The following is a 12,451-nucleotide window of genomic DNA, read 5'->3' as shown; positions in this document are numbered from 1 at the left end:
CACCGCTCCGCGCATTAAGAATTCGTTGATTTTTTTTTATTTTCAGGTGATGCTCATGAAAGAGGGGGCATCGGCCTTCTGCGATATTCGTTACCCCATGATGCTCAGGTCCGCCGCATCTCCTGGGTCGTGGGGTCGGTCGGTTGGCTTTTGGCGTCCGCGGAATCCTCGTGCCGCAGTCAGAGGCCAGCCGACCCCCTTTCCGACACGCCGTCCCGCCTTCGGGGCGGCGTTTTGATTCTGGGGCAAGAGCCGGGGAGGGCGAGCCGTTTGCTGGCGCCGGCGTGAACGCGTTGCGCTCGGCAAATTTGCGAGATGCCCAAGGCGCTGGCCCAAAAAGGAAAAGGCGCCAGACCTTGCGGTCGGCGCCCTTCAATTCCCGAAAACCGGCGATCTTACTTGATCTTGGTTTCCTTGAATTCGACGTGCTTCTTGACGACCGGGTCGTACTTGGTCTTCGTCATCTTTTCCGTCATCGTACGGCTGTTCTTGGTCGTGACGTAGAAGAAACCCGTGTCGGCTGTCGAAAGCAGCTTGATCTTGATGGTGGTGGCTTTTGCCATGGTCGTCCTGCCTTTGTAACAATGAAAGCCGTGGACAACCGGTTGCGGGCCACGGGCAAGGTTGGCGCGAAACTACAAATCGCGGCCGAAAAGTCAAGACCGTTTTGGTTTCAAAACGATCCTGACCACCGAAAGCGCGACATAGAGACCGAAAAAGCCGGCGATCGCCCAGGCAAAACCGTTGTTGCCGGTAGCGTCCATCGCCGCGCCGATCGCCTGCGGCCCAGCGACGGTACCGACGGCATAGGAAAACACGAAGGCCGCGTTGGCGGCCGCGAGATCCGCGCCCTGCAGCCGTGAGCCCAGGTGGCTAAGGCCGACCGTGTAGAGGCCGGAGACGCAGCCGCCCCAGAACAACAGCACGATTGCCATCAGAAACCAGCTCTCGACCAAGAGCGGCAGGAACAGTGCGCCGATGAGGCCGATCAGCGTCATCGCCGAGAGCAGTGTGCGGCGGTCTTTGACCCTGTCGGAAAGCATGCCGACCGGGATCTGGAAGATGAAGTTGCCGACGCCCATGACGGTCAGCAGCAGCGCCGCCTGCGATTCGCTGAAACCGGACCGTGTTCCAAAGATGAGGAACAGTGAAAGGCCACCTGATTCGACCGCGCCGAAGATGAAGACGGCGGCCGTTGCCGTGGGCACGAGGAAGACATAGCGCAGGAAATGCCGCTCCGGCTTCTCGTCGATGACAGGGCTTTCGTCGCGCGCAAGAAAGATCGGCACGGACGCCAGCAAGATGACGCCGGCGCCGACGAGGAAGGGCAGGAGGCCTTCGCTGCCGAGGATCGAGAAGAGAAGCGGTCCGGTCAGGAACCCGAGCGACAGGAATGTGCCGTAGATTCCGAGCACGAAGCCGCGCTTGCGCGGCGGCGCCGTCGCGTTGATCCAGAATTCGGAGAGAATGAAGAGGACGGTGATCGCTCCGTGGAAGACGATCCGGAGCGGGAACCAGAGCCAGAAATTGGTGATGTAATAAAAGCCGAGCGCGCTGGTGGCCGCGATCAGTACGGCCCAGAGCATCGTCGGCGCTACGCCATGTCGGTGAGCGAACTTCGTCGTGAACGGGGCAGCCACCATCGATGCCAGGCCCGCCATGGCGGAGTTCAGGCCGATGAGGGTCGAGGAAATCCCGCGCTTCTCCATGATGATGGAAAGCAGCGGCAGCCCGAGGCCGATGGCGATGCCGACCGCGCTGATGGCGGCGACGGCCGCGATCAGCGACCGCCAGTGAATTTCCTCAACCGGTGCAGCCGTACCGGGCGATGGCTGTGACATCTGACGCGGATCCTTAGAGCAACGTGCGCACGAAGCGCCCATGGCGCGAGGTGTAGAGCGGAACCGGTCGTTCGCAGGGCAGCGAAGGATCGGCGTCCAGTCCGTTCCTGAGGTCCGCGAGGATGACCGCGGTGATGTCAGGTATCCGTAGCGACGGCGTAGCGTTCACATCGATCCACTGCAAATCCTGAAGCTCCCGACTGTCCAGGAACCGCGTGGGATCGATTTCGGCCTCGTCGGCGAACACGGCGAAGAAGCGCGTATCGAACCGCCTCGTGTTGCCTGGAGGGGTGATGGCCCGAGCCATATAGCGCAACTTTGCAAGATCGGGAAGAAAGGGAACGGGAGCTTCGGCGGACGGAAGCGGCGCGCCTATGGCGATGCCGGCTTCCTCGTAGAGTTCACGCAGGGCGGCAAGCGCGAGCGCGCGCGCCCGGGCATCCGACAGTCCGCGCGCGCCGGCAACCTTCAGCGTTCGCAGGACGGAGGGATGGAGATCGGAACCGAAGCCAATTCGGTGATCGCCGGTATCGCGACGTCCGCCGGGGAACACGTAGAGATCCGGCATGAAGGCGTGGGCACTATGGCGCCGCCCCATCAGCACGTGCACGCGGCCGCCAACGCGATCGAGCAGCATGATCGAAGCGGCATCCCGGGGCCGCAGGGTCGCGGGACGCGGAGGCTTGGGCTCGCTGCCCGTCTCCCGCGCCGGCGTCATGCCCGTTCGTCCCTCGGCGGCAGTACGTCCTCAGGGGCATCCTCGTGTCCGCCGAAGCCATGCATCTTCAGCGCCCATTGCAGGCCGATGACGGCGCCCTTTACAGGCTGCAGCAGCGCCAGCGAACTGATGACGGTGATCGGCGCCCAGATGGCGAGATGCTGCCAGCTGTTGAGCGGCAGGATAAGATCGGTCGCCATGTAGCCGGCAAGCACGAGGTGGCCGACGATCGTCACGACGATATAGGGCGGGAAGTCATCGGCGCGGTGGTGGTCCATGCGCTCGCCGCAGGCCGCGCACGTCTCAACCGACTTGAGGTAGCTGCGAAACAGCTTGCCGCTGCCACACGCCGGACAGCGGCCAAGAAAGCCGCGCTTCATCGAAAGACTAACGGAGCGCTCGTCGCTTTTGGACCCGCCCAGATGAAGTGTTTCGCCTGATGCTGCTTTCATGTGCATTCCTCTGTCCTATCGGGACCCTATCGCCGGCCGCGCGGCGGCCGTGTTCCCGGCGTCTTCCGGGCGCCGGTGCGATCCCTGCGACCGGACTTGTGGAAGGAGCGCGTTGCCGTCGGCATCTTGCGTCCTTCGCTGATCATCTCGAAGCGAAGCGCACCGGCAAGCGGCACGGCTTCGACGAGCTTGACGCGTACGGGATCGCCGAGGCGATAGCCGAGCCCGGTCTTCTCGCCGGAAAGCGCCTGATGCGCCTCATCGTAGATGAAGTAGTCGCGTCCGAGTGTTGATATCGGAACGAAGCCGTCGGCGCCATAGGCGGGCAGGGTGACAAAGAGTCCCGCCTTGGTGACACCGGAGACGCGGCCGTCGAATTCTTCGCCGACGCGACCGTTGAGGTGGTGCGCGATCAGCCGGTCGACCGTGTCGCGTTCGGCCGCCATGGCACGGCGCTCGAAGGTCGAGATCTCGGCGGCGATATCGTCGAGCACCGCCTCTTCCTGCGGCGTCAGCCCGCCTTCGCCCAGACCGAGCGAGGCAACCAGCGCCCGGTGGACGATGAGGTCGGCATAACGGCGGATCGGCGAGGTGAAGTGCGCGTACTTCAAAAGGTTGAGGCCGAAGTGCCCGATATTCTCCGGGCTGTAGATCGCCTGGCTCTGCGAGCGCAGCACCATCTCGTTGACCATGGTCTCGAAGGGCTTGCCTTCGGCCTTGGCGAGAATGCCGTTGAAGTGGTTCGAACGCATGTTCCCGCCCTTGACGAGCGAGATGTCGAGCGTCGCGAGGAATTCGCGCAGGCTTTCCTGCTTGGCAAGCGATGGCTGATCGTGGATGCGGTAGATGAGCGCCTGTCGCTTCTGCTCGAGCGTCTCGGCGGCAGCGACGTTCGCCTGGATCATCATCTCCTCGATCAGCTTGTGCGCGTCGAGGCGTTCGGGAACGTGAACACGATCGACCGTGCCGTCCGGCTTCAGGATGATCTTGCGCTCGGGCATGTTGAGCTCAAGCGGCTGACGCCGTTCGCGCCCGCGCGTGAGGATGCGATAGCCCTCCCAAAGCGGCTTCAGGATGCTCTCGAGGATCGGTCCCGTCTTGTCGTCAGGGTTGCCGTCGATCGCCGCCTGCGCCTGCTGGTAGGAGAGTTTTGCCGCGCTCTTCATCATGATGCGATGGAAGGTATGGCCGGCCTTGCGGCCCTCCTTGGAGAAGCGCATACGCACGGCAAGCGCCGGGCGGTCGATGCCTTCCTTGAGCGAGCAGAGATCGTTGGAGATGCGTTCAGGCAGCATCGGCACGACCCGATCGGGGAAGTAGACCGAGTTGCCGCGCTTCAGCGCTTCCAGGTCGAGCGCGGACTTCGGGCGCACGTAGTAGGAGACGTCGGCAATCGCCACCGTGACGATGACGCCGCCGGGATTGTCTTCGGACGGATCCGGCTCGGCATAGACCGCGTCGTCGTGGTCCTTGGCGTCGGCCGGGTCGATGGTGATGAGCGGCAGCGCGCGCCAGTCCTCGCGGTGCGCCATCGTGGCGGGGCCTGCCGCGTTCGCCTCCTCGATCACCCGTTCCGGGAAAACGTGGGGAATGCCGTGCGCATGGATGGCGATCATCGAGATCGCCTTTTCCGAGGCGACCGAACCTATGACGGTCTGCACCTGCGCGCGCGGCAGACCGTAACGGCCGAGACGCGACAGCTGCACCTCGACCAGATCGCCGTCCTCAGCGTTGCCCGTGAACTCCGGATCAACAAGTATTTCCTCGCCGCGCTTTTCGATCGGCATCAGGCGGCCACCGCCGCCGGGCGTCGAACGGAAGACACCGAGCACGGCATCCTTGCGCTTGTCCAGCACCTTGATGATGCGCGCCGTATAGGCAGGACCGCCACGCTCCTTGGCCGGGAAGATCTTGGCGAGCACCCGGTCGCCGAGACCGCCAACCGGAGCCTTGCCCTTACCCTTGGCGACGGCCGACTGCTTGATCAGCACCGCCGGCGCGACACCGTCGTCGTCGAGCCATTCGGCCGGGCGGCCGATCAGTTCGCCGTCGACATCGCGGATGGTGATGTCGAGCACGGTCACCGGGGGCAGGGCGCCCGGACGCACCAGCGACTTGCGCTTCTTTTCGACCAGACCGTCGACTTCCAGCGACTTCAGCAGGGCCTTCAGTTCGACGCGGGTCTCGCCCTTCAGCCCGAAGGCCTTGGCGATCTCGCGCTTGGAGGCGCGGTCCGGGTTTTCGGCGATGAAGCGCATCAGCACGTCACGCGGCGGGACCGCGCCGTGGATAATCGGTTCGCTTGGCTGGGCCGATCCGCCCTTTGCCGCGCGAGCGGGCTTCTTGCCCTGGCTTCTCTTGCCGGACTGTTCGGTCGGGTCGCGCGGTATTCTGGTCAAGATCAGTCCTTCTTGGCCTTGGCGGCCGTCTTTGTTTTGCTCTTGGCGGGCGCCTTGGCCTTAGCCTTGGTCGCCTTGGCGCCGTCCTCGGACTTCGCCGCTGCCTTGGTCGTCTTGGCCTTGGTTGCCTTGCCCTTGGTCGTTCCGCCCTTGGCAGCACGCTCCGAGATCAGCACAAGTGCCTCCTCGACCGTCACCGACTGCGGATCCTTGCCCTTCGGCAGGGTGGCGTTGACCTTGCCCCAATTGACATAGGGACCGTAACGGCCGTCGCGCACGGTGATCGGGCCACCATCGGGATGGTCGCCGAGTTCCTTGAGCGATGCGGCGGCGGTGCGGCCACGGCCGGCACCGGCCTTCGACTGCTTGTCGGCGAGAACCGAGACCGCGCGGTTGAGGCCGATCGAGAAGACGTCCTCGATCGATTCGAGATTGGCATAGGTGCCGTCATGCAAGACGAACGGTCCGTAGCGGCCAAGCCCGGTCGAGATCATCTTGCCGCTTTCCGGATGGGCACCGATATCGCGCGGCAGCGACAGCAGAGCGACCGCCTTCTCGTGGTCGATCGTCGATGGCGTCCAACCCTTCGGCAGGCTCGAGCGCTTGGCTTCCTTGCCGTCGCCACGCTGGACGTAGGGGCCGAAGCGGCCGCTCCGGAGCGTGATTTCCTCGCCGGTATGCGGATCCTTGCCGAGCGCCTGCGGTTCGTTCGAAACCGCGGCCTCCTCGCCGTTGCTTTCGGAGGAAAGCTGGCGGGTGAAGTTGCACTCCGGATAGTTCGAGCAGCCGACGAAGGCGCCGTACTTGCCGAGCTTCAGCGACAGCTTACCGGTGCCGCAGACCTGGCAGATGCGCGGGTCGCCACCGTCTTCGCGCTTCGGGAAAACCAGAGGCGCGAGCTCTTCGTTCAGCGCGTCGAGCACGTTGGTGACGCGCAGTTCCTTGGTTTCCTCGATCTGGGCGAAGAAGTCCTTCCAGAAGTCGCGCAGAACGTCCTTCCAGTTGACCTCACCGGCCGAGACCTGGTCGAGCTTTTCTTCGAGCGATGCCGTGAAGTCGTAGCCGACGTAACGGGTGAAGAAGCTTTCGAGGAACGCCGTCACCAGCCGTCCCTTGGCCTGGGGGATGAGCTTGCGCTTGTCGTTGGTGATGTAGTCGCGGTCGAGCAGGGTGGTGACCGTCGCGGCATAGGTGGACGGACGGCCGATGCCGAGCTCTTCCATCTTCTTGATCAGGCTTGCTTCGGAATAGCGCGGCGGCGGCTCGGTGAAGTGCTGCGAGGCGTTGATCTTCTGCTTGGCGAGGTTCTCGCGCGCATTGATCTCCGGCAGGCGGCCGTCGTCTTCGCTATCGTCCGTCTGCTCGCCGTCTTCCTTGGCATCCGTATAGGCGGCGATGAAGCCGTCGAAGCGGATGACAGAACCCGTGGCGCGCAGGCCGGCCTTCTGGCCGCCGTTGTCGGCGGTGATTTCAGCCGTCGTGCGCTCGATCTCGGCGGATGCCATCTGGCTGGCGATGCCGCGCTTCCAGACGAGGTCGTAGAGCCTGAGCATGTCGCCATCGAGGAAACGGCGGACCTCATCCGGCGTGCGGTTGAAGTCGGTCGGGCGGATGGCTTCGTGCGCTTCCTGGGCGTTCTTCGCCTTGGTGGAATAGAAGCGCGGCTTTTCCGGTAGGTAACGTTCGCCGAACTGGCTGGCGATCGCCTTGCGCGATGCTTCGATCGCTTCCGGCGCCATCTGCACACCGTCGGTACGCATGTAGGTGATCAGACCGACCGTCTCGCCGCCGATGTCGACGCCTTCGTAAAGCTTCTGCGCGACCTGCATGGTGCGCGAGGCCGAGAAGCCGAGCTTGGACGAGGCGGCCTGTTGCAGCGTCGAGGTGGTGAACGGCGGCGACGGATTGCGCTTGACCGGCTTTGCTTCGATGCTGTCGACCACGTAAGCCGCGCCATCGAGCAACGACTTCAGCCGGTTGGCTTCCTCGCCATTGCCAACGGCCCTTGGCGCCAGTCGCTTGCCGTCGGCCGAAACGAGACGTGCTTCGAACTCGTCGCCGCGTGGCGTCTTTAAGAGCGCCGAGATGTTCCAGTATTCTTCGGAGATGAAGCGCTCGATCTCGGATTCGCGGTCGCAGACGAGGCGCAGCGTTACCGACTGCACGCGGCCGGCCGAGCGGGCGCCCGGCAGCTTGCGCCAGAGCACCGGCGACAGGTTGAAGCCGACGAGATAGTCGAGTGCGCGGCGCGCCAGGTAGGCGTCGACCAGCGAAATGTCGATGTCCCGCGGATGGGCGATTGCCTCGAGAACCGCCTTCTTGGTGATGGCGTTGAAGGCGACGCGCTTGACCGGCTTGTCGCCGAGCACCTTCTTCTTCTTCAGAAGATCAAGCACGTGCCAGGAAATCGCTTCACCCTCGCGATCCGGGTCGGTTGCCAGAATAAGGCCGTCGGAGGATTTCACCGCGTCGGCGATGTCCTTCATCCGTTTCGCCGAGGCGGCGTCGACTTCCCAGGACATGTCGAAGTCTTCGTCCGGGCGCACCGAACCGTCCTTCGCCGGCAGGTCGCGCACATGGCCGAACGAAGCCAGCACCTTGTAGCCGGGCCCGAGGTACTTGTTGATCGTCTTTGCCTTGGAAGGCGACTCCACCACTACAACATTCATCGTCATTTTCTGAGACAACCGGTCCTGGTTCGGGCGTCAGCGCCGTTTGCGCCGTGCTTCGCCTTGTATTGACGCCCCGAAATGGACAGGGATTCGTGCGGGGTCAAGAGGGCTCACCCAAAATAACGATGAGAGCAGACTATGCAACTCATGCAGGATTGGGTCGTTTCCGCCCTCAGAAAAGGTTGGTGCGCCGTCCGGCCAGTCCTCATTCCGCTGCTGCCACGGACACCAAACCGCCGGGATGGCGATGGAGGCGGCCGGCAAGATCAAGCTCCAGCAACAGCAGATAGACCTGCGCCGGCGAAAGCCCTGTGTGGCGGACGATGTCGTCGATCTCGACCGGCGTCGGACCGAGTGCGGTGCCGACCGCCGCGCGGTCGCTGTCGCTCGCATTGGCGGGAGCGACGGTTTGGCCATCCGGCTCCCGCGCGCCCGGCAGGGGCAGCTCCAGCTGGCTGAGCGGCGCCAGCGCTTCGATCACGTCTTCCGGCCCGGTTGTGACGATCGCGCCCTGTTTGAGGAGATCGTTGGTGCCGTGACAGCGCGGGTCGAGCGGCGAGCCGGGGACTGCGAAGACGAGCCGGCCGAAATCGGCGGCGTATCGCGCGGTGATGAGCGAGCCCGAGCGGTGGGCCGCCTCGACGATCGCAACGCCGAGGCTGATGCCGGCGATCAGCCGGTTGCGGCGCGGAAAGTCGCGGGCCCGGGGCTCCCAGCCAAACGGCATCTCGCTGATCGCAAGGCCTCGGCCGCTCGTTATGTCTTCGAGCAGGCCGATGTTTTCAGGCGGGTAGGGCTTGTCGAGCCCGCCGGCAAGGGCTGCGATGGTGCCGGTGTCGAGGCTGGCGCGATGGGCGGCCGTGTCGATGCCGCGCGCAAGGCCCGAGGTCACGACATATCCGGCGCGGCCGGCGTCGCGCGCGATCATCGCCGCGAACTTCGCGCCGCTGACCGAAGCGTTGCGTGAACCGACGATGCCAAGCGAAGGGCGGGCAGCCGCGCTGAGATCGCCTTTCATCGCAAGCAGAGGAGGAGCGCCGTCGATCTGCCGCAGCGCCGAGGGATAGGCCGCTTCGCCGATGCCGACGAAGATGGCGCCGTGGCGTCGTGCCGCCTCCAGTTCCCGTTCGGCTTCGGCGATGGATGCCACGCGATAGCTGTGTTTGGTGCCGCCGCGCCGCGACAGCTCCGGCAGCGCATCGAGTGCGTTTTCGGCGGTGCCGAAATGGTTGATCAGGTCGCGGAAGGCGATGGGGCCGACATTGTCGCTACGGATCAGCCGGAGCCAGGATATTTTCTGTCGTTCGGTCAGCGCCACTCCGGTTCGTCCTGCGCTGGCCTCAGACATTATCCCTTGTCTCCGATCTTGCTTTCCGTGCCGGCGAGCAGCCGCTGAATGTTGGCGCGGTGCTTTACCCAGGTGATGACCGTCATGGCGGCAAAGAGGAGGGCGACCTTCTCGTTGCCTACCGCGTAAAGTAGAACCGGGATGATAGCCGTTGCAACCAGGGCGGACAATGAGGAGTAGCGGCTGATTTTCGCCATGCCGAGCCAGATGACCGCAAAGGCGAGCACCATCAGAGGGGCAAGGCCGAGCAACACGCCGATATAGGTCGCGACGCCCTTGCCGCCCTTGAAGCCAAGCCAGACCGGGTAGAGATGGCCGATAAAGGCGGCGAAACCGGCGGCAATTCCGGCCTCTATGCCCCAGTAGGATGCGATGAAGGCTGCGGCCGAGCCTTTCAGGGCATCGAGCAACAGCGTCGCGGCGGCAAGCTTCTTGTTGCCGGTTCGCAGCACATTGGTCGCGCCGATATTGCCGGAGCCGATCTTGCGCACGTCGCCGAGCCCGGCCATGCGGGTCAGGATCAATCCGAACGGGATCGAGCCGAGCAGATAGCCGAAGGCAAGGCTTAGAAGCGTAGAGGGCAGCCCAAGCTGCCAGGACAATAGTTCCACCGGTTCCCCTCCCGCGCGATCGCTTTCGGCTTAGGCCGAATGCACCAGCTTGCCGGCAACATAGGTTTGCACGACCCGCCCGGTAAAGCGCGCATTTTCAAACGGCGTGTTCTTGGAGCGAGAAACGATCGCCTCTTCGTAAAGCACCCAGGGCTCGTCCAGATCAAGGACGGTGATGTCCGCCTTGGCGCCGGGTTTCAGCGTACCGGCATCGAGACCGAAGATCGCCGCCGGACGCGTCGACATCGCGTCGATCAGGCGCATCAGCGGCACCTGGCCGCTGTGATGCAGGCGAAGGGCGGCCGCGGCCAGCGTTTCCAGGCCGATCGCGCCATCGGCGGCATCGGCAAAGGGCAACCGCTTGGTATCGACGTCCTGCGGGTCGTGCGAGGAAACGATGATATCGATCGTGCCGTCGGCGAGCGCCTCGGCCATGCCGACCCGGTCGTCTTCGCTGCGCAACGGCGGCGAAAGCTTGAAGAAGGTCCGGTACTCGCCGATGTCGTTCTCGTTCAGCGCCAGATTGTTGATCGATACGCCGCAGGTGACGTTGGCGCCACGCTCGCGTGCGGTGCGGATTGCGGCTGCCGATTCGGGAACCGAAATCTGGGCGGCGTGATAGGCCGCACGCGTCAGCCCGGCGATGCGCAGGTCGCGCTCAAGCGGAATAATCTCCGCTTCGCGCGGGATGCCGGAAAGGCCGAGCCAGCTGGCAAGCAGGCCTTCGTGCATGACGCCGTTGGCGCCGAGATATTTGTCGCGCGTTTCAAGGGCGATGACGGCGCCGAATTCGCGCGCATAGGTCATGGCGCGGCGCAGGACCAGCGTGTCGTGGATCGAGCGGCGACCGTTGGTGAAGCAAACGGCACCCGCTTCGCGAAGCAGGCCGAACTCGGTCATTTCTTCGCCGGCGAGGCCCTTGGTCAGCGCTGCGGCCGGGTGCACGTTGACGAGCGCCTTGTCGCGCGCCGTCTTCTTCACATATTCGACGAGCGCGATGTCGTCGATGACAGGATCGGTCTCCGGCATGGCGATGAAGGTGGTGACCCCGCCGGCAGCGGCCGCGCGTGACGCGGATTCGAAGGTCTCGCGGTGCTCGCTGCCCGGTTCGCCGACGAAGACGCGGGCGTCGACGAGGCCCGGGACGGCGGTGAGCCCGGCGCAGTCCTTGACGAAGGCGCCATCCGGCGCTCCCTGGTTCTGGGCATCGGCACCGGCGGCAAGGATATGCCCGTCGTCGCCGACGATGATCGTGCCGACTTCATCGAGATTGCGCGAAGGATCGACAATGCGAAGGTTCTTCAGAACGAGTGGTCTGGTCATGTGCGCGGCCCCTGGTTCTGCGAGAGAAGCAGCGTTTCCATCACTGCCATGCGCACGGCAACGCCCATCTCGACCTGCTGTTCGATCACGCTCTGCGGCCCGTCGGCGATTTCCGAGGCGATCTCGACGCCGCGGTTCATCGGCCCGGGATGCATCACGAGCGCATCCTCCTTGGCCGCCTTCAGCTTTTCCGCATCGAGCCCGTAGTAGTGGAAGTATTCGCGCACGGACGGCACGAAGGACCCGGCCATGCGCTCGCGCTGCAGGCGCAGCATCATGACGACATCCGCATCCTTCAGGCCCTCGGCCATCGAATGGTAGACCTCGACGCCCATGTCGGCGATGCCGGAGGGAAGCAGCGTTGCCGGTGCGACGACGCGGACGCGCGCGCCCATCTGGTTGAGGAGCAGAATGTTGGAACGCGCCACGCGCGAGTGCAGCACGTCGCCGCAGATGGCCACGATGATGCGCGAGAGCTTGCCCTTGGCACGGCGGATCGTCAGCGCGTCGAGCAGCGCCTGCGTCGGGTGCTCGTGCTGGCCGTCGCCGGCGTTGACGACGGAGCAGGAGACTTTCTGCGCGAGAAGGGCTGCAGCACCCGCCGACGAATGGCGCACGACCAGCACGTCCGGGTGCATGGCGTTCAGCGTCATCGCCGTGTCGATCAGCGTTTCGCCCTTCTTTACCGAGGAATTGCCGACCGACATGTTCATGACGTCGGCGCCAAGGCGTTTGCCGGCAAGCTCGAAGGAAGACTGCGTGCGGGTCGAGGCCTCGAAGAAGAGGTTGATCTGCGTCAGACCCCGAAGCGTCGACGTCTTCTTTTCTCTTTGACGGGAGATTTGGACGGCTTCATCGGCGCGATCGAGCAGATAGGTGATATCCTGCTCCGTAAGCCCCTTGATGCCGAGCAGGTGGCGATGCGGGAAAGTGATCATGGGCCGCCCTTGCGCTCTGGAAATGTGGTCGCTCTATAAGACCTGGTCCCCGGCACGGCAAGGCTTGGGCGTGCCCGTCCGCAGAAAACTTGCAACGGCGATCCTATCTTTTCTGCGCCCCGTTCCGTGGTCGAGAAACTTGCGCTAGA

10 protein-coding genes are annotated in these 12,451 nt (G+C 64.2%); all 10 read right to left on the bottom strand.

Annotated elements, in window-relative coordinates; all coding sequences use genetic code 11:
* Positions 1 to 395 precede the first annotated feature (395 nt).
* The 10 genes from rpmG to M2267_RS14510 all read right to left on the bottom strand — a co-directional run bounded on the left by rpmG (position 396) and on the right by M2267_RS14510 (position 12,302).
* Positions 396 to 563 (bottom strand): 50S ribosomal protein L33, encoded by a 168-nt coding sequence (gene rpmG, locus M2267_RS14555; RefSeq protein ID WP_034795357.1) that lies wholly within the window; start codon positions 561 to 563, stop codon positions 396 to 398.
* Between the two features lie 93 nt (positions 564 to 656).
* Positions 657 to 1,841 carry an MFS transporter gene (locus M2267_RS14550; protein WP_043614093.1) on the bottom strand — a complete coding sequence of 395 codons (1,185 nt, stop codon included), beginning with the start codon at positions 1,839 to 1,841 and terminating at the stop codon, positions 657 to 659.
* Between the two features lie 13 nt (positions 1,842 to 1,854).
* Positions 1,855 to 2,559, bottom strand: a complete 705-nt coding sequence (locus tag M2267_RS14545) for an NUDIX domain-containing protein (protein WP_043614095.1) — start codon at positions 2,557 to 2,559, stop codon at positions 1,855 to 1,857.
* Positions 2,556 to 3,011 carry a DUF983 domain-containing protein gene (locus tag M2267_RS14540; RefSeq protein ID WP_043614190.1) on the bottom strand — a complete coding sequence of 152 codons (456 nt, stop codon included), beginning with the start codon at positions 3,009 to 3,011 and terminating at the stop codon, positions 2,556 to 2,558. Before M2267_RS14540 ends, M2267_RS14545 begins: the two co-directional genes overlap by 4 nt.
* A gap of 26 nt (positions 3,012 to 3,037) precedes the next feature.
* Positions 3,038 to 5,410, bottom strand: coding sequence for a ribonuclease R (gene rnr, locus M2267_RS14535; protein ID WP_429115146.1), 2,373 nt, complete (start codon positions 5,408 to 5,410; stop codon positions 3,038 to 3,040).
* Positions 5,411 to 5,412: 2 nt separating this feature from the next.
* Positions 5,413 to 8,079, bottom strand: coding sequence for a type I DNA topoisomerase (topA, locus tag M2267_RS14530; RefSeq protein ID WP_429115145.1), 2,667 nt, complete (start codon positions 8,077 to 8,079; stop codon positions 5,413 to 5,415).
* Positions 8,080 to 8,287: 208 nt separating this feature from the next.
* Positions 8,288 to 9,430, bottom strand: a complete 1,143-nt coding sequence (gene dprA, locus M2267_RS14525) for a DNA-processing protein DprA (RefSeq protein WP_429115144.1) — start codon at positions 9,428 to 9,430, stop codon at positions 8,288 to 8,290.
* The gene (gene plsY, locus M2267_RS14520) at positions 9,430 to 10,041 is read right to left on the bottom strand and encodes a glycerol-3-phosphate 1-O-acyltransferase PlsY (protein WP_043614105.1); all 612 of its coding nucleotides are present in this window, start codon (positions 10,039 to 10,041) and stop codon (positions 9,430 to 9,432) included. The genes dprA and plsY overlap by 1 nt, the downstream gene beginning before the upstream one ends.
* Positions 10,042 to 10,071: 30 nt before the next feature.
* Positions 10,072 to 11,364, bottom strand: coding sequence for a dihydroorotase (locus tag M2267_RS14515; RefSeq protein ID WP_043614106.1), 1,293 nt, complete (start codon positions 11,362 to 11,364; stop codon positions 10,072 to 10,074).
* On the bottom strand, positions 11,361 to 12,302 hold the full coding sequence (locus tag M2267_RS14510) for an aspartate carbamoyltransferase catalytic subunit (RefSeq protein ID WP_043614107.1): 942 nt from the start codon (positions 12,300 to 12,302) through the stop codon (positions 11,361 to 11,363). The genes M2267_RS14515 and M2267_RS14510 overlap by 4 nt, the downstream gene beginning before the upstream one ends.
* Positions 12,303 to 12,451: the final 149 nt, after the last annotated feature.

The organism is Ensifer sp. KUDG1, from assembly GCF_050434285.1.
Taxonomy (GTDB): Bacteria; Pseudomonadota; Alphaproteobacteria; order Rhizobiales; family Rhizobiaceae; genus Ensifer.
This window is presented reverse-complemented; position numbering and strand designations above follow the sequence as displayed.

Coding starts and splice junctions, on each gene's coding strand:
- rpmG (WP_034795357.1), bottom strand. CDS start 563: ATGGCAAAAGCCACCACCATCAAGATCAAGCTGCTTTCGACAGCCGAC.
- M2267_RS14550 (WP_043614093.1), bottom strand. CDS start 1,841: ATGTCACAGCCATCGCCCGGTACGGCTGCACCGGTTGAGGAAATTCAC.
- M2267_RS14545 (WP_043614095.1), bottom strand. CDS start 2,559: ATGACGCCGGCGCGGGAGACGGGCAGCGAGCCCAAGCCTCCGCGTCCC.
- M2267_RS14540 (WP_043614190.1), bottom strand. CDS start 3,011: ATGAAAGCAGCATCAGGCGAAACACTTCATCTGGGCGGGTCCAAAAGC.
- topA (WP_429115145.1), bottom strand. CDS start 8,079: ATGAATGTTGTAGTGGTGGAGTCGCCTTCCAAGGCAAAGACGATCAAC.
- dprA (WP_429115144.1), bottom strand. CDS start 9,430: ATGTCTGAGGCCAGCGCAGGACGAACCGGAGTGGCGCTGACCGAACGA.
- M2267_RS14515 (WP_043614106.1), bottom strand. CDS start 11,364: ATGACCAGACCACTCGTTCTGAAGAACCTTCGCATTGTCGATCCTTCG.
- M2267_RS14510 (WP_043614107.1), bottom strand. CDS start 12,302: ATGATCACTTTCCCGCATCGCCACCTGCTCGGCATCAAGGGGCTTACG.